We start from the raw sequence: 16,244 nt of genomic DNA, 5'->3' as shown, positions 1-16,244 counted from the left end.
CGTTATCACTTCATCGATGCTTCCCATGACGGTTATACTCGTTTGCCCGATCCAGTAACACATCGTAGATGGGTGTTGCTCGGCGCGGAGGTTCCGATCATGCTGTTAGCAGATTGGCTGGAAGCCGAAGCGGAGCATGAAATGGAGCAACGGTTTCATTTACACCCGGAAGCTGTAGTAGAACTGTTAGCGGGCAAGACGGGTAGTCTGGGTGCTTCCGCTTCCTTGGTTTATCCAGGCTCTTCTGTCAAGCTCGCTATACACTGGACAACAGCCGGGTTGACGGAAGGGCGCCTCACGGTCAGCGAACAGCAGGGCTGGGTATCGAAAGTATACGGCTCCAAGGCGGAGACGCCTGTGTTACAGGCACAAGCCGCTTTTTCAGGAAAAGCAGGCATCCTTACGGTGTGTCTGCCGGAGGATTCGGCCGATAACGGCGAGCCGCTCCGCCTGACTGCGTACGAGATCGATCCTGCGCTTCAGCGGGTCGAGGTGTCCTATGTGTATGGTACCGCCATCGGAACCATCATAATGGATGGCACCACGCTGGAATGGAGGGATCATGGATGACTTCCGATGTTGAACTGGGCGCATCCACCGCCTGGATCGCGGGAATTGATGTCGGCGGCACCAAGACCATGTTTTGCCTATCCAGCGAGGACGGGAGCATTCGCGGCAAACGCAAGCTCGATACGCAGCTGAGCAGGGACCCGAAAAGCTTTATGGAATGGCTGTTTGCCGAGTTGGGGCAATTTTGCCAAGCCCATGGAACCAAACTTTCCAAACTGGCTGGAGTGGGTATCGGCTTGCCGGGAGTGATGAACGAGCAGACAGGCATTCTGTCCAGCGCACCTGCATTGGACTGGGCGGCAGAGGATATTCGCCCGTGGATTGCGCACAACTATGAAGGAATCGTGGTGCTGGACAATGATGTGAACATGGCGGCGCTTGGGGAGCAGTGCAAGGGTGCAGCGGCTGGCTGTGAGCATTTTGTAATGATCACGGTCGGCACTGGCATCGGCGGTGCGTTGTACCTGAATGGGCAGATCTATAGAGGAGCGGCCTTCTCCGCCGGGGAGATTGGTTATTTGGTGATTGAGCCGGACCGAGGGGCGTTGGCTGTAGGGCCAAGCGGCATCTTGGAGAGGTTTGGAGCGTTGGAGAACCAAGCTTCCGGTACTGGTATCGGGCTACAGGCGGCGCGTTGTCTGGAAGAAGGGGAGCTGTGTCCGGTTCTCGCGTTGCAGGCGGCTGGCGGTTCGGTCACGGCAAAGCATGTCTTCGCGGCGGCTGCAGAGGGCAGTCAGCTCGCGGCCCGCGTGTTGGACCGGGCTTATCATCTGATGGCCGTTGCCATCGCCAACTTGACCATCACGCTTAATCCACAGCTTGTTGTGCTGGGTGGCGGCGTTGTGGAGAAAAATGCGGAATATGCTGGCGAATTGGCCGAACGTGTCTGCGCATTAAGTCCTGTTGCTGTGGACATTCGCAAGGCGGCACTCGGCAACGAAGCGGGCGCGATTGGAGCGGTCGAGGCCATCAGGAGAGCGCTCCTGGGCAGTGGGCGGCTGATGGATGCTTAAGCTCCTGCAATACGCACCCCGTTATTTATGGGGAGGCCTATTTTGTACAAATTCGGGCCAACCTGATAGGTCAGTCTGCTTCAAAGTCATTTCAACGTCTTTGTGATAGTCGATAAAAGGGTCGGAAATGCCTGAAATAGCGGTCGCCCATGTGAGGGATTATCTGCAAAGTTAGAGTACCGACAAATAACCGTCTCCAGTTGAATGGTAAGTGTGCATGATTGCACGCTCTGCATCATCAACCGGGCAACGGTTTTTTGTTGTACGAACGATTGGGATGGCAAGTTGTTTTTGTTTGGCTGTGTTGTACGATCTTGTTGTTGGGGCTGAAAAATGAGGGGAGAGCGTTCTCCTCTTGTCGATAGTGATGAGGAAATTGGGAGTGTTCTTAGAACACAGAATCATATCAAACCGATCTTTGTTTCTATTGGTCATCGAATATCACTAGCTACAGCCTGTGAATGGATATTAAAGATTTCTCCTCGATACCGTTTACCTGAAACAACTCGCCAAGCTGATCAACTTGTTAATAGAGCTTTATATGAATTGAATAACAAGCAAAAGAATTAGTTTTTGAGATTTATAACAATGAAAATGTATTTGAATACTGTAAATTTATACCTAAACATTATAAACAATAGAATAATATGTTTAATAATAAAAAATCAGATTCTATGTAAAAGAAAGCTTATTCCTGACTCATCTCTTGAGTGGGAATAAGCTTTTGAAAGATGGGCTGCTATCATACACCTGCGATGCATGGATGACAGGCTTATTCGGCGGTTGCTGTCGCTTGCTCCGCTGCGAAGATGACAGGCTTCATAATCCGGCTCAGCATATCCTGTTTTGGACGATTCCAGGTAACCCAGTCGTCCAGCAGCAGCCCGCCTGTGTCGCCGCTATTCGGATTCAGGGACCAGTAAGTAAAGTACAGATTGTTGGCACGAATATAGTCTACGAGTGCATTTTGCCATTTACCTTCAGTTGAGGACATATCGACATTACGACCGCCAAATTCACCGACCAGCACCGGAGCTATGTTTTGCTTGCTGATGTAGCCCCAGGTTTGATCCCAGATGGCTGGCAGGTTGGACGGGAAGTTCGGGTCGTTGAACCATGGCTGCGAGGACACACCGGGGCCGTAATCATGCGGAGAATATACGACGCGGTTCGGTACATCCAGAACAACAGGGTAGTTGGCTACACCTGTCAGATTGCCACCCCACCAGTATTGGCTATTGTTGCCTTGTACATTGTGGTCCACACCTTCGACGAGAATCAGCCAATTCGGATTCACGGACAGAATCGCATTCCCAGCGCGCTGTGCCGCCAGACGCCAGTCTGTGGAGATATTGCCGGTCCCCCAGCTTGCCTGACCGTGTGGCTCGTTGTGCAGATCTGCACCGATGACGGTAGGATTGTTTTTATAACGTTCAGCTAACATTTTCCAGTCACTGATCCAGCGAGTCTCAGGGTACTGGGACGTGTACCACAGCTCGGATTGTCCACCTGAGTCTGGACGGTGACGGTCAAGGATAATCTGAATACCGCGTTGTCCAGCTTTTTCGATCACCTTGTCCATAATTTGAATCGGAGTCAATCCTACAAGGTCAGGATTTTTGTAATAATCAATACTGTCTGGATGGGAGCCAGAATCGAACAACTGATTACTGTAAGGCAGACGGATCAGATTGTAGCCTTCTTTCTTCACCTGATCCAGCATGTCGCCCATTGAACGGCTCCACAGTCCATGCAAGGTGTAATTAGAGGTTTCCAGACCGAACCAGTTCAGGCCGTTAAAAGCCGCCTCTTTCCCGGATTCGTCAACAATCTTGCTTCCTGCGGTGTGGTAATATCCTTTCACACTGGCTGCATCTGCCGAAGCGGGAGTATAGCCACATAGTGAAAAGCTCATTACGAGGGAGGCAATGACGAAAAATGTCTTTTTCATCCCTTTTTTCTTCATGTTTTTGCTTCCTCCTTTATTTGAGTATATTTGTAACCGATTACAATTTCATTTTATGTTCAAATATCCCTTCAAACAAGTTCATAAAATTCATATAAATAAGGAATGCTCTTATTAATAGTTTCTTGGCTTGTTTGTTGGGGGTGTGGACGACTCTGTAAAAAATGTGTTGACACAAAAGTAATTAGGATCCATACTAAAAACATGAACAACGATGATAAAGTAATAAAAGACATTAATGCTATTCCCTCGCTTGTACAATCCCAACGTCAGATTGATCGTTATAATCTAGACGTAGATGCACAGGCTGTGCTTGTCGCGTCCAGGCTGATGTCAGCGGGAGCCAAGCTTGGTCATGCTTCGGAGGTTCATTTCTCCAGATTTGGTTTATCTACAGGGAGGTACCGTTTATTAGCTGATCTTGAAGATAACGAAGGAGAAGTGTTGCCCTCGCAATTGGCAGAGCATCTAGGTGTAACACGTGCTACAGTGACTGGTCTTATCAATACTCTTGAGCGAGATGGCTTCGTTTCCCGGCGATCAAGTTCAGTTGATGGCCGTCAGAAAGCGGTTAAATTGACAGAGCAAGGAGCGAAGAAGCTCCGTGAAATGGCTCACGAACATTTTGCGCGGCTGGAAGCCATGGTGGGTTCACTCAGTATCGAGGAGCGAAGCGTATTTCTTGAGCTGCTCGGCCGAGTTACACAAGGCATCTCAGCACTTACGGAGGAACCAGGCGGATCAAAGGATCACATCAGTAATGAGTAGAACGGGCTAGTGAACCTAGCCTATTTTCATCCTTATATAGTTAGCTCCCTAATTATGTAGAGCTAAAATCATTGCTGAACCATTTAAAAGAAAAGAGGATGGATGCAACTAAATGAACAAGATAAACTATCCGAATCAGACAGATGGTGTTTACGGCATCAAGGGTGCTGGTTCCAGAGCAAAGACTTTTGTACTGTGGCGTGAAGTTGTAATGGCCTATGTTGCTCCTGCCATTATGGCAGGTATCGGGGGATTGGTCTCTAATGACAAAGGGCTCCAAATAGGGGCCTTGACCACAATCGGCGGAACATCGGCCTTGGTGGCTTTAATTCTTGGCCTTTGGCTGTGTAGCCGAGGAGGCAGTAAACAGTGGATCATTAGCGCACCTCGCTTGGTTGTGGTAGGAATGTTTGCGTTGGCGGGAGCTTTGTTGGGCCTATTCGCTGCATGGGTGACATCTGATTTACTGGGAATTATTATTCCGAGAGATTACTTGACCTGGGTGGATCGTGTTTGGATCGATTTCCCGTTATCTGGACTCATAGCAAGCACGATCGTGATATGGCGGTGGCGTCTTGCTGTTACAACAAATTTTTTATTTAAAGGAGAAGATAAAAGATGATAGTTATTATTGGAGCAACAGGTACGATAGGTAGTGCGCTTTTGAAACGTTTGATAGATCTTGGCGTGCCCGCCAGGGCGCTGAGCAGAGAGCCTGATAAGTTGCGTGTTCAGATCGGGGATAAAGGCCGGTCGACGATCGAGGTCGCGTCGGCAGATGCTTCCGACCCAGAATCGTTGCGCCACGCCTTTGCAGGAGCTAACCAGCTCTTTCTTGCAATGTCCAATAGTCCACAACAAATTGAATTAGAAACTTCGATTATTCAGATTGCCGTCAAAGCTGGCATTAAGCACATCGTAAAGATATCCAGCCCTGCCTTTGAGAAGAGCTCTCCAGTAGCAGTGGCGGGCTGGCATTACGAAATCGAGAAAATCCTTAGCGAATCGGGTATCACCAACACCGTGTTACGCCCCTATGCGTTCATGCAAAACTTATTGCGTTTTGCACCAACGGTCACAACCCAAAATGCTTTTTTCGGCTGCATGGGCGATTCACCCTGCAACTTCATTGACTGTCGCGATATCGCAGATGTTGCCGTAGAAGTTCTGACCAACCGAGAGGTATCTGGCCAAATCTATACGCTTACCGGTTCGGATATTTTTAGCTATCCTCAGATCGCGAGTAAACTATCCATCCTGCTTGATCGGCCGATACGCTATATCAATATGGAGCCCCAAACACTACTCCGCAATCTCATCGAGCACGGGCATATGCCTCCTTGGCTTGCGAACCACGTTGTGGAAATTCAAACTATGTCTACGGTGGTTCCGGAAAGACCAACGGACATTGTAAAGCATTTGCTCGGTAGAGAGCCCCGCAAGCTAGACGCTTTTCTGCATGAGTATGCAGAAAACTTCAGGTAGAGGAGGAATTCATCCGATTAGTTCAACCTTCTACAGTGGCATTTGTCCATCAGTATCGATGGTATTTTATAATTTGTGATAGTGATTTAAGAGATTCTCTACTCTATCTTGAATAGCTTGCTTTAATGATTGAGGCTTCACTGATCTAACAGAATTACCGTATCTCATAAAATAGTTGGCTATAAACTCCTCTTCTCCTGGATTATAGAATCCTTTAATGACTGTTTTATGACCATGTTCTATGTTCATAGAAGGATAATGTTCTTTATAAAAAATATCCTTTGCTTGTTCTAGAATCTCTACTTCAAAGTCAATACTTTTCTCAGATTGATACATTTCTAATGAACGACTAATGAGTTCATCTATAGAAAAGTGAGATTTGATTTGCTCTTCTTCTATAAAAGTTATTCGATCGCATCTGAAAACTCTATATTTATCCGTATTTAACTCTATTCCAGTAGCATACCATTGACCAAACTTAGCGGAAATTTTGAAAAATTGAACATGGTAACTTTTTTTCTGGTTATTTTTTAAATATTGAATCTTGCAGTTACTCTCATTAAGAATGCTTTTTAGAATTTGATCTAAAAAACGACTCCTATTATGATGCTGATATATTTCAAATTGTAGGACTTTTTTCATTTTATGAATCTGCTCGATTTGTAGTCTAGAAAGACAGTTTTCAAACTTTTCATTTAGTTTATTAACACTTAAATGAAATGGCGTTGATTGATAAGATTCTAGCGTCAACATTGCAAAGTACAGAGCATACACTTCATCCATAGTAAAAATAATAGGGGATAACAATCTGTTTTTTAAGATACCATATCGTCCATGTCTGCCATGCTCCGAAAAAATAGGCATACCTAACTGTTCCAATGAACTAATATCACGCAGCGCCGTACTTTTTGAAATATTGTATTTATCCATCAGGTCTTGTAAATTAAAGAACTCTCGACTGTTTAAGTATCTTATCATGTCATTTAATCTTTCTGATTTCTTCATAATAAATCTCCTTATAAAGGTGTCATATTTTGATACCTTTATATATGATAATGAGTTTAAGGGAATATATCAAATGTATAAGATATTTGCCTAAAATCATTATATAAAAGGAGATTGGTAGCATGAGCAGAACATTAGAAATAGCTATTTTCTTATCAATGAACGGAAAGGCAAAAGAAGCTATACATTTCTACAAAAACCATTTTAACGCAGAGGAATTGTTACTTGTTACCTATCAAGACCTAGCAAAACGTGACAGCTCCATCCAGCTTACTGATGAAAATAAGAATTATATTTCTCACTCTGTCTTATTAATCGGAAGTACAAAAATAATGGTAGCAGAAGATACACTGAATAACAGTGAAGAATATACAGTTGGTAATAACACTTCATTATGTATTCAAAGTGCTGACTTGGAAGAAATAGAGCATTTTTATAATAGCTTAATTACAGATGATCGAGTGAAAATTATTGTTCCATTATCTAATAATGTGTTCAGTACAGCATACGGTATTATTGAAGACCCGTTCGGTATTCAAATACAATTAATGTTTGATGATCGATTATAATAAAAAAACAATTCCTTTACTAGCCTGCACTCCCAGTCATCTCAACACATGTCGATTTAGTGCGGGAGCATAATGAATTGGCGGAATTGGTAATGAGGGGCAGCGAGCCCCTCTTTTTTGTTGTTGGGTTTGTTATCGTACTTTGTTGATTCTTGAACAAAAATATGACCGCCATTAGGTATAGGCGGTCACGTGATTATTAAACTAATCTTAACGTTTCCCGTTAGAGTAATAACTTCAAACATTTTGTGTTCGCATTCACTCAATCATAAATAGTAATAATAAATGAATTACCGCAAGAATTCCCATTGGATAAATAATTGATCTAGAGAACGTATTCTTAAATCCATTACGGGGGTGCTTTTCAAAAAATAGGTGCAGGATTGCATGGATGATTAAAAATAAATCTAGAATCCAAAAAATAATTGTCTGATATTGGCTGAAAAGTAAAGATAGTATTATTGTGTAAAGAGGAAGGTGAATAAATGTGAAGACTTTATAGGCTTTAGAATCTTCCATATCTTTCAGTACGATAAACAATCTCCACTCAGAATGTCTTATCGCATCCATTTCGTGCAAAAGAAATAAAGATAAGTTAAGCAAGAATAGCACAAGCAAAAAATCTGGCATATAAACCTCCCACAATTTTATAACTCCATGCTACTACAGTGTAGCAAATAAACCTAAAAAATATGGAATTTTTTAATATGTATAACTGCCTGCGGCTAAAAATATTATTGCTTGTGTTATCGAACGTAATGGTTCCAGGGAGTATCCTCATTTTCTCAATTACCCTACAACCTTTCTATTTCATATCATTCCTGTCCATTTTGATTAATCTCTGCTAATAATACGACAACAAAGGGGAGCGATGCGATAGAATAGAGAAATAGAAAACGTTATCATTACCCATTTTGCTGCGATGGTCCAGGGGGAGAAGGCATATGCGTTCAAGGTTCCAACCTTTAAACACGTTACGTAATCAGATTTTTATCGGCTTTATATTGGTAATGCTCATTATGATGAGTGTGGCGGGGGCGTTCATTTACCTCAATGTCTCTCACCTGTTGAAAAACAGTGCCGAGCGGCATATTGGTCAGACCGCGGTACAAGCAAGCGGCAGGCTGGATGCATTGATCGGCCAGATGGACAGCCTGACGGAGCAGGTGGCGAATCATCCGTCTGTTCAGCATATTTTACTGGAGGAGCGCAACGGGGGGAAGGTGTCTTTTCGGCAGCGTCAATCACTACTGCAAATGATGCATAGCTATCAGGCTTATATGCCGAGTGTCGGCTCGCTGGAGCTGTATACCGCCGAAGGGAAGATGTTGTTTCCGATTAGAGAGGGCAGTCTGGTGGACCGCATCGGACAGACGGACATCCGGGAAGCGAATCAGATGAAAGGAAGATTAGTCTGGATCGGCATTGATCCCGAGGACTCCCGGTCGCTGCTGGCGATTCGGCAGGTGAGCCTGGTGGATCGCTGGTTTTCGCGTGGAGGATATCTGATTACCCGCATGGAGCGCAGTTATTTCAGGTTGAATGATGCGTCAGCGGTCAATGAAGAAGCGGATGAAACCATGCTGCTTGTAGATCGTCAGGGCCAGCTGCTGTCGGGTGAACCCTTGAACCAGACGGATTTGTCAGCTATATTGCACAGCAAGACACAGACGGTTCATATTGGAGAGCGGGAATATGTGAAGGCGATTCAGCAATCCGAGCGAACCGGCTGGTCGCTGCTAATCCTGATTCCGGTTAGCGTCGTCACAGACGGAATTACAGTTTTACGGACTACACTTATCATCTCCGCCTCCTTTGGTGCCGTGTTATTCCTGTTCATGTCCTTTATGCTGTCTACGTTGATTACCAGACCGATAGGCCATTTGATTCAGGCGATGCGTCGTTCACGGCAAGGGGCATTGACCCTGAATCCAGAACCGGCATCAGCGGTCGAACTGCGGGAATTGAATGTAGAGTACAACACGATGATTGTTGACATTAATGAATTGATCCGTGTCATTTGCGAGAAGGAGGTTTTGCAAAGCCAAACCGAGCTTAAAGCGCTGCAGGCACAGATCAACCCGCATTTTCTTTTTAATACGCTGGATGCCTTCAACTGGTCGCTACAGGAAAAAGGAGAGGAGGAGCTTGCCGGGCTAATGGTGTCCATGTCACGGCTGTTTCGTTATATTATTGAACCGGCTCACCATGACTCTTGGGTGACACTCAAGGAAGAAATGGCACAAGTTCGCCGTTATCTGGAACTGATGGAGATGCGTCTGGGTGAACGTCTGAGCTGGCAAATTCATATGCCTGCTGAGTCGGCCTCAATTCCGCTTCCTAAGCTGCTGATCCAGCCGATTCTGGAGAATGCCATTTTGCATGGCGTCGAAAATCGCATTGGCAACGGCCGTGTTGAAGTCCGTGTCACTCCTGCAGTAAAACCGGGTTGGACCAAGATCGCGGTCATAGATGATGGACCTGGCATGACACCGGAGGAGCTTGCGGCTGTGCGTGCAGCGCTGGCAGGGGGGGCCGCCTGCCAGAGCAAGGGGACAGGTATCGGACTGGTTAATGTGCAGCGCAGGCTTGCCCTCTATTATGGCAGTGTATCTGATCCAACGGACGGAGTGCTGATACATAGTGCTGCGCAGGAAGGAACCGTGGTCGCTTTTGAAATTCCTGATGAATATGGAGGGCGGTAGGAATGAATGCTTCATCCAAAACCATTGTCATTGTAGACGATGAACAGAGAACACGTCAGGGGATACACCAGACACTGGAGCAATGGGCCGCCGGAAAATACAGAATTGTGACAGCGGCAGATGGTTTGCAAGCATTACAGATGCTGCGGGCGGAAACGGTTCATTTGCTGATTACAGATGTCCGGTTGCCGGAATTCAGCGGACTGGATTTAATCCGTTCCCTGGAACGGGATTCACGCCGGCCGGCGATCATTGTCATCTCGGGCTATGCAGAGTTTGATTATGTCCAGCAGGCTCTTCGCCTGGGAGCTGTCAATTATTTGCTCAAACCGATTGATAAGCAGGAGTTGCTGAAAGCGGTAGATGAAGCGCTCCGGCTGGAGGAGGAAAGACAGCGGTATGAGAAGCTCGAAAAGCTGGCTGACCCTGTTCTGCTAGAGCTTGACCTCCAAGCGGCTACTCTTAGTGATCCGATACGGCGTGCCTTTATCTATATGGCGGAGCATCTTCACGAATCCGTTACGATGGCGCAGACTGCCGCGCATGTACACCTGAATGCCAGCTATTTCAGTGTTTTGTTCAAGGAGCAAATCGGTTTGTCCTTCAGCGAATATCTGCATCGGCTGCGGATCCAACGGGCCAAGGAGCTGCTGCTGCATAGCCAGTTAACGATTGCGCAAATCGGAGAGCGTTCAGGCTACCGGACAGATAAATATTTTATTAAAGTGTTCAAAGCGACCGAGGGGGTAAGTCCCAGCCGCTACAGGCAGCAGATGCGTAAAGGGCCAGAGGATATTCACTGACAGCATAGGCAGCTCATAACCCAATAAAAGTGGAATTATACCCAATCAGCGTACCCTGTTGGAAGCTGGAATGGAGTGCTAAACTTACAAATGATAACGGTTACAAAAAAATTAAATTACAAAAACGGAGGTCTAACGATGTCCAACGAGTATGGTTTACGTAAGCGCTCACATCGGAAATGGGTTGCTGGGTTGACCCTGATGCTATCATTGATGCTGGTGCTATCCGGTTGTGGTGTTGGTAAGGATGGCAAAGGGGGTTCCAATGGAGAAGGCGGGAAGATTACGCTCAAAATGATGCACCTGTGGCCAGAGGGAAGCTCGGCACAGCAGAGCAAGCTTGTGACCCAAATTATAGATCAATACCAAAAGGATCATCCGAATGTCATCATTCAGCAGGAAGTGCTGGAAAATGAACAATACAAAAACAAGCTCAAAGTGCTGTCGGCTTCCAATGAATTGCCGGATATCGGCATCACCTGGGCAGCGGGCTTTATGGAGCCTTACGTTAAAGGCGGATTATTTACGCCAATGGATGAACTGTTGAATGGCTCCAAGCTAAAGGACAAATTCGTACCAGGAACGACCGAAGCCTATGCGCTGGACGGAAAAACGTATGCGCTTCCGATTGAATTGAACATTTCACCCATTTACTACAACAAAGCCATATTTCAAAAATACAACCTGAAAGTGCCTACGACATATGACGAATTTAAGCAGGTTGTGAAAACACTTGCGGATCATGGAGTTGCACCGATTGCATTGGGCAATAAAGACCGCTGGACTGGCTCGCTCTGGTATTTGTATCTGGCGGACCGTATAGCGGGTAACGATACACTGAAAAAGGCGATTGACGGCTCAGGCTCGTTCGATGACCCTGGTTTAATTCAGGCGGCATCTGAAATTCAGACGCTCGTGGATATGAATGCCTTTAACAAAGGATTTAACGGCTTGTCCAATGATGAAGGAAAATCCGAATTTATGAACGACAAGGCGGCTATGTATTTAATGGGTACTTGGGAATTGCCTAATTTTACGACCAATCCCGCTATCCCGCAAGCATTTAAGGATCAGATTGGCTTTTTTAAATTTCCGATGGTTGCAGGCGGCAAGGGCAACGTGAATAGCTGGGTCGGAGGACCGGGAGTAGGCTTGTTCGTTTCTGAAAATTCCAAGGTGAAAGAAGAGGCCAAAGCTTTCGTTGAATATTTCGTAGTCAAGTGGGGGGAGCAATCGGTAACGCAGGCGGGAGTTATTCCTGCGACGAAAGTGGACACCTCCAAAGGAAGCTTGCCCAAGCTGTATGTCGATTTGCTGAATGAGCTGAATCAAGCCAGCAGCATTACATTGTTCGCCGATGTACAGATGAAGCCGAATGCGGCGCAGGTACATTTGAATATGATTCAGGCGTTGTTTGGCAAAGCGGTTACACCGCAACAATTTGCCGACCAGCATAAGGCTGCCATCGAGAAAGGAAATTGAAATTGACCACCTAAGGAGGTCCGGTCGTGGAAAAGGTCATGTCCAATAAGCTTGTCATTGCTCTGTATGTGTTGCCTTCCCTGCTGCTGTTACTCACTGTGATTTATGTGCCCATTGTGCTCACCGCCTATTACGGCCTGAATCAGTGGAATGGCATAGGCTCTATGACTTTCGTAGGGCTGGACAACTATCAGCATTTGTTCACAGACACGGCGTTCTGGCAAAGTGCTTGGCACTCGCTGTTGCTGGCCTTGTTTTCAGGCGTCAGTCTGATCGGTTATCTGGTCATTGCGATGATTTTGTCAGGGAAAATCAAGGGAGCGAATCTGCTGCGAAAAATTTATCTGATTCCAATGCTACTGTCTTCTGTAGCTATAGCGCAATTGTGGCTCAAAATATATCATCCGACGAATGGAGTGCTGAATTCCTTACTGACGTCGGTCGGAGTGCACAACCCGCCTGAATGGCTGGCTAATCCGTCTTTGGTGCTGCCTGCCCTGTTCATCCCGATTATTTGGCAATATGCAGGCTTTTATATTCTGATCTATTATGCCGGGCTGAAAAACATTCCCGAAACACTGGTGGAGGCTGCTCGGATCGACGGAGCCAGTGCCTGGCAAATTGCCACTCGTATCAAATTGCCTCTGCTGCGCGAGGTGATTAACGTTACGATTATATTGTCCATTGTCGGCTCGCTCAAATATTTTGACCTCATCTACGTCATGACTGACGGTGGGCCGAACGGAGCCAGTGAAGTGATGGCTTCTTACATGTACCATCAGGCGTTCCGCAGCTTTGATTTTGGATATGGAAGCGCTACAGCCTTTGCTCTGCTGTTCATCTGTCTGGTCGCTACGTGGCTGATTCGCAAGGCTACCGCTTCTGGCGACACAATCCAGTATTCATAATACGGTTATGTGAATAGATAGAGTGGATAACAAAGGACAGGAAGAGGGAGGAACGGATATGAAAACCCAGGCAGCCGCCAGCTATCCGCTTGGAGTCGCTACCCGCGGCAGAATGTTAACTCGGGTCGGTTATGCCGCTTTGTATACACTTTTGATCATCTTGGCGGTGACGCAGCTTTTACCGCTGCTGTGGCTGATGCTTTTCTCGCTTAAAAATAATCAGGAAGTGTTTAATCTTCCGCCGTTTGCACTCCCGTCCCAGCCGCATTGGGAAAACTATGTGAATGTGTGGACCAGCGGCAATATCGGGCGGTATTTTTTCAATAGTGTGTTGGTTACGGTCATATCTGTGGCACTGACGGTGCTGCTGGCTAGTTTTGTAACATTTGCGATTACACGTATGCGCTGGAAAGGAAGCCAGTTGGTCCTCGGACTCTTTATGGTCGGACTGATGATTCCGGTCCATGCCACCTTGATTCCGTTGTTCAGTATGTTTCTCAAGCTGCATCTGACCGATACGCCGCTGTCCATCATCCTGTCGTATGTTGCTTTTAACCTGCCGACAACGATGATGATCTTGCTGGGATTCTATTACGCCCTGCCGCGGGAAGTGGAAGAAGCAGCGGTTATGGACGGCTGCTCTGTCAACCGGATGTTCTTCCGGATTGTGCTGCCCATGACGACCCCAGTCATGGCAACGACATCCATTATTAACATGATCTACAACTGGAATGAATTTATTTTCGTCAATACGTTCATTAGCTCGGACGAAAACAAAACGCTGACTGTTGGCGTTCAGAACTTTATTGGACAATATACGACCGATTGGGGAGCTATCGGAGCTACGTTGATGATCAGCATTTTGCCCATTTTGCTGGTGTTCCTCATCATGAGTGACCGGATTGTTGCAGGAATCGCAGCCGGGTCGGTAAAAGGGTAAAACAAATTCCCTTGCTGTATTTGAAGAGCACCCTCTAGAATAGATATTGGAATAAACCTCCTGGTTTGTCCGATGTATGCTAGGGGGTGCATTTTTATGCGAGTCTAGCTTGAGTTGAAGAAAATACATGAATGATTCTGTCCTGATTTAAACATTAAAGCAGGTTTAAATGAAAAAGTGGATTTTGTAGATATCTGTGATATACATGGACTCTGTTTGTTCTGACTTAGCTGATAGCCTGTTGCTCACTGGCTAATTCTAACTGATAAAGACGTTGGCGTAGTGCTTCTTGAAACCAATTTGGCCAATTTGACATTGAGTGCTTCCCCTCCCGTGTTAACTCTAATGGGGAGGGGCAAGTCATTATTTAATAAAAAAGCTCATCCCTACCGTAATTATGTAGGAATAAGCTTTGAATAATTTATTAAATGTTTGATTTATTAGGGCGTGTATTCAAACCTAGGCAAGCCAGATCATAATCGATGCCAACGTCAAAAAAGTCTTGAAGGTACATGTCAATTTATCAAAGTGAGTCGCTAGGCGAAGGTAATGTTTGGTTTTTTTAGGGAAATAATTCCTACTAAATTCCGTTCTTTGTAGATTTCTTTGTCCCATTTTCGCTGTACTCGACGGTACTGGGAATCACTGGAGCCGCCTCTTGCTCTTTCAGGAGTTTAAGAATCCGATTCGTGTCATAATCCCAGTCGGCCAAAACTTGTTTTTGGGTTAAACCTATCGAGTTAAGCATTTCATAGCCCACGACCGAGTCGTGACGTTGTTCGGCCGTCAACTCTAAGCGCAACGGATTGCCTAAAGCATCCACAACGGCGTGAATTTTAGTGGTCAGTCCGCCTCGGGATCTTCCGATGGTCTGGAAATACTGCCCCCTTTTGCCCCGGCTCCATGCTGATGGTCACGAATGATCGTCGCATTTATCATTACACTTTCGAAGTCAGGTTCCATCGAAACATGTTCTAAAACCCGATCCCAGATACCGGAGATTTGCCAGCGACGAAACCGGGTGTATACCGAGATCAGGAAGGATAATAGTCTGGCATATCACGCCATGGCGCTCCTGTCCGGGCGATCCACAACATCGCGTTGAGCATTAACCGATTGTCTGTTCCAGGTCGACATTCTTGTTTTTTCGTTCCGGTAGTAGCACGTCTTTAATCTTTTTCCAAGGATCATCTTGAATTTCGTATCGTCTCTTCATACTTCTAATTTACCACGATTTAACTTTGTTCTGTAGTTTGAATATACGCCCTAGTAAGAGACATAAAAACTCCCCCAACAAGTAGCATTCAACTCGTTGGGGGAGTTGATTTTTATTAAACCACACTTAACTTACTTAGTACATCTTTAATGCGTAAAGTTAAGTCTATTTTCTCGTCTTCCGATAATTGTTGTCCTATATCTTCGATCATTTAATATTTTATATTCGGTGTCCATGTCTCTTTTATAAATACGCCCACTTTTATCAGGTGCTTTAGTGGCCTCATATTTAGGTTTTTTTGTTGGCTTTATTGAGAAATCCGCATAGTCCTTTGCTTTATTATCTCCATTCAAGCCACTGTGTGCATAGAATTCTTTTTTATCTATTCCTGGTATATCCACTTCAGAGTATGCAAAATTCCCATCTTCTTTTAGTCTATTAGAGAGTCTACCTCTTAAATCTCTTACTCTATCGATAATATGACCTTCTGCCTCTAAATCAATTTGTCTTGTTGGATATACTTTTCCATAACTTACATCAGGCTCTTTCCCCGTCCCCTTATTGCTCTTACCCGTGTACTCCCCTGATTCTAACGCATCAATCTGTTTTTGTCTCTCAGGCGAAACCTTCGCACCCGCTTTGGAACGAGGGACATCAGGACCCAGATCATGAAACTTATAATGACCTCCAGCCGTTGCGAGGATCGGTGATCTTTTAGTTATACGGATATTCATCTTTCGGGCTACGCTCTGCAAGTAACTACCCAAGGATTCAAAATTGGTCGGGAGACGTATGGCATTTGTTTTGAATTTTC

16 protein-coding genes and 2 pseudogenes are annotated in these 16,244 nt (G+C 45.6%); 12 read left to right on the top strand and 6 right to left on the bottom strand.

The genetic code is table 11. From position 1 onward, the window contains the following. The 3 genes and pseudogenes from C1I60_RS26035 to C1I60_RS23465 form a co-directional block, all read left to right on the top strand. The coding region (locus tag C1I60_RS26035; RefSeq protein WP_252361854.1) for a heparinase II/III domain-containing protein at positions 1–570 on the top strand (570 nt) is incomplete at its 5' end. Beyond that, positions 567–1,583 (top strand): ROK family protein, encoded by a 1,017-nt coding sequence (locus C1I60_RS23470; protein WP_137063920.1) that lies wholly within the window; start codon positions 567–569, stop codon positions 1,581–1,583. The genes C1I60_RS26035 and C1I60_RS23470, both read left to right, overlap by 4 nt. Positions 1,584–1,919: 336 nt before the next feature. Then, positions 1,920–2,153: pseudogene (locus C1I60_RS23465) on the top strand (endonuclease V); the annotation flags it as partial. Positions 2,154–2,355: 202 nt separating this feature from the next. Here C1I60_RS23465 and C1I60_RS23460 read toward each other — a convergent pair. After that, positions 2,356–3,549 (bottom strand): glycoside hydrolase family 5 protein, encoded by a 1,194-nt coding sequence (locus tag C1I60_RS23460; protein ID WP_137063919.1) that lies wholly within the window; start codon positions 3,547–3,549, stop codon positions 2,356–2,358. 204 nt (positions 3,550–3,753) lie between these two features. Here C1I60_RS23460 and C1I60_RS23455 point away from each other — a divergent pair, with 204 nt between their 5' ends. From C1I60_RS23455 to C1I60_RS23445, 3 genes are all read left to right on the top strand, one after another. Beyond that, positions 3,754–4,317, top strand: coding sequence for a MarR family winged helix-turn-helix transcriptional regulator (locus tag C1I60_RS23455; protein WP_137063918.1), 564 nt, complete (start codon positions 3,754–3,756; stop codon positions 4,315–4,317). 112 nt (positions 4,318–4,429) lie between these two features. Continuing rightward, positions 4,430–4,939 (top strand): hypothetical protein, encoded by a 510-nt coding sequence (locus tag C1I60_RS23450; RefSeq protein WP_170970888.1) that lies wholly within the window; start codon positions 4,430–4,432, stop codon positions 4,937–4,939. Beyond that, entirely contained in the window at positions 4,936–5,802 is an 867-nt protein-coding gene (locus tag C1I60_RS23445) for an SDR family oxidoreductase (protein ID WP_137063917.1), read from the top strand. The genes C1I60_RS23450 and C1I60_RS23445 overlap by 4 nt, the downstream gene beginning before the upstream one ends. A gap of 66 nt (positions 5,803–5,868) precedes the next feature. Here C1I60_RS23445 and C1I60_RS23440 read toward each other — a convergent pair whose 3' ends face one another. Beyond that, complete coding sequence (locus C1I60_RS23440) at positions 5,869–6,807, bottom strand: helix-turn-helix transcriptional regulator (protein ID WP_137063916.1); 939 nt, start codon at positions 6,805–6,807, stop codon at positions 5,869–5,871. A gap of 122 nt (positions 6,808–6,929) precedes the next feature. On the opposite strand from C1I60_RS23440, the gene C1I60_RS23435 reads away from it, so the two are divergent. Continuing rightward, positions 6,930–7,376 carry a VOC family protein gene (locus C1I60_RS23435; RefSeq protein ID WP_137063915.1) on the top strand — a complete coding sequence of 149 codons (447 nt, stop codon included), beginning with the start codon at positions 6,930–6,932 and terminating at the stop codon, positions 7,374–7,376. A gap of 258 nt (positions 7,377–7,634) precedes the next feature. Here C1I60_RS23435 and C1I60_RS23430 read toward each other — a convergent pair whose 3' ends face one another. After that, positions 7,635–8,006, bottom strand: coding sequence for a DUF6713 family protein (locus tag C1I60_RS23430; protein ID WP_137063914.1), 372 nt, complete (start codon positions 8,004–8,006; stop codon positions 7,635–7,637). A 314-nt stretch (positions 8,007–8,320) separates the two neighbouring features. Between C1I60_RS23430 and C1I60_RS23425 the strand changes: the two genes are divergently transcribed. The 5 genes from C1I60_RS23425 (at position 8,321) to C1I60_RS23405 (ending at position 14,214) form a co-directional block, all read left to right on the top strand. Next, on the top strand, positions 8,321–10,081 hold the full coding sequence (locus C1I60_RS23425; RefSeq protein WP_137063913.1) for a cache domain-containing sensor histidine kinase: 1,761 nt from the start codon (positions 8,321–8,323) through the stop codon (positions 10,079–10,081). A gap of 2 nt (positions 10,082–10,083) precedes the next feature. Further along, positions 10,084–10,884: a response regulator gene (locus C1I60_RS23420; RefSeq protein ID WP_044648728.1), complete on the top strand. Its 801-nt coding sequence runs from the start codon at positions 10,084–10,086 to the stop codon at positions 10,882–10,884. A 138-nt stretch (positions 10,885–11,022) separates the two neighbouring features. Further along, the gene (locus tag C1I60_RS23415; protein ID WP_137063912.1) at positions 11,023–12,366 is read left to right on the top strand and encodes an extracellular solute-binding protein; all 1,344 of its coding nucleotides are present in this window, start codon (positions 11,023–11,025) and stop codon (positions 12,364–12,366) included. 26 nt (positions 12,367–12,392) lie between these two features. After that, entirely contained in the window at positions 12,393–13,274 is an 882-nt protein-coding gene (locus C1I60_RS23410) for a carbohydrate ABC transporter permease (RefSeq protein ID WP_137063911.1), read from the top strand. Between the two features lie 58 nt (positions 13,275–13,332). Beyond that, entirely contained in the window at positions 13,333–14,214 is an 882-nt protein-coding gene (locus C1I60_RS23405) for a carbohydrate ABC transporter permease (protein WP_137063910.1), read from the top strand. Positions 14,215–14,794: 580 nt separating this feature from the next. On the opposite strand, the gene C1I60_RS26390 is transcribed toward C1I60_RS23405, so the two are convergent. From C1I60_RS26390 to C1I60_RS24625, 3 genes and pseudogenes are all read right to left on the bottom strand, one after another. Continuing rightward, complete coding sequence (locus C1I60_RS26390) at positions 14,795–15,037, bottom strand: hypothetical protein (protein ID WP_353505577.1); 243 nt, start codon at positions 15,035–15,037, stop codon at positions 14,795–14,797. 211 nt (positions 15,038–15,248) lie between these two features. Next, positions 15,249–15,350, bottom strand: a pseudogene (locus C1I60_RS26385) (transposase); the annotation flags it as partial. A 226-nt stretch (positions 15,351–15,576) separates the two neighbouring features. Next, a partial coding sequence (locus C1I60_RS24625) for a deaminase domain-containing protein (protein WP_289306543.1) occupies positions 15,577–16,244 on the bottom strand: 668 nt, incomplete at its 5' end.

This window comes from Paenibacillus terrae (assembly GCF_005217525.1).
Lineage (GTDB): Bacteria > Bacillota > Bacilli > Paenibacillales > Paenibacillaceae > Paenibacillus > Paenibacillus terrae_C.
This window is presented reverse-complemented; position numbering and strand designations above follow the sequence as displayed.

Excerpts from the sequence above, each read along its gene's own strand:
- C1I60_RS23415 (WP_137063912.1), top strand. The coding sequence starts at position 11,023 with ATGTCCAACGAGTATGGTTTACGTAAGCGCTCACATCGGAAATGGGTT.
- C1I60_RS23430 (WP_137063914.1), bottom strand. The coding sequence starts at position 8,006 with ATGCCAGATTTTTTGCTTGTGCTATTCTTGCTTAACTTATCTTTATTT.
- C1I60_RS23470 (WP_137063920.1), top strand. The coding sequence starts at position 567 with ATGACTTCCGATGTTGAACTGGGCGCATCCACCGCCTGGATCGCGGGA.
- C1I60_RS23450 (WP_170970888.1), top strand. The coding sequence starts at position 4,430 with ATGAACAAGATAAACTATCCGAATCAGACAGATGGTGTTTACGGCATC.
- C1I60_RS23405 (WP_137063910.1), top strand. The coding sequence starts at position 13,333 with ATGAAAACCCAGGCAGCCGCCAGCTATCCGCTTGGAGTCGCTACCCGC.
- C1I60_RS23455 (WP_137063918.1), top strand. The coding sequence starts at position 3,754 with ATGAACAACGATGATAAAGTAATAAAAGACATTAATGCTATTCCCTCG.
- C1I60_RS23440 (WP_137063916.1), bottom strand. The coding sequence starts at position 6,807 with ATGAAGAAATCAGAAAGATTAAATGACATGATAAGATACTTAAACAGT.
- C1I60_RS23425 (WP_137063913.1), top strand. The coding sequence starts at position 8,321 with ATGCGTTCAAGGTTCCAACCTTTAAACACGTTACGTAATCAGATTTTT.
- C1I60_RS23445 (WP_137063917.1), top strand. The coding sequence starts at position 4,936 with ATGATAGTTATTATTGGAGCAACAGGTACGATAGGTAGTGCGCTTTTG.
- C1I60_RS23460 (WP_137063919.1), bottom strand. The coding sequence starts at position 3,549 with ATGAAGAAAAAAGGGATGAAAAAGACATTTTTCGTCATTGCCTCCCTC.
- C1I60_RS23420 (WP_044648728.1), top strand. The coding sequence starts at position 10,084 with ATGAATGCTTCATCCAAAACCATTGTCATTGTAGACGATGAACAGAGA.
- C1I60_RS23435 (WP_137063915.1), top strand. The coding sequence starts at position 6,930 with ATGAGCAGAACATTAGAAATAGCTATTTTCTTATCAATGAACGGAAAG.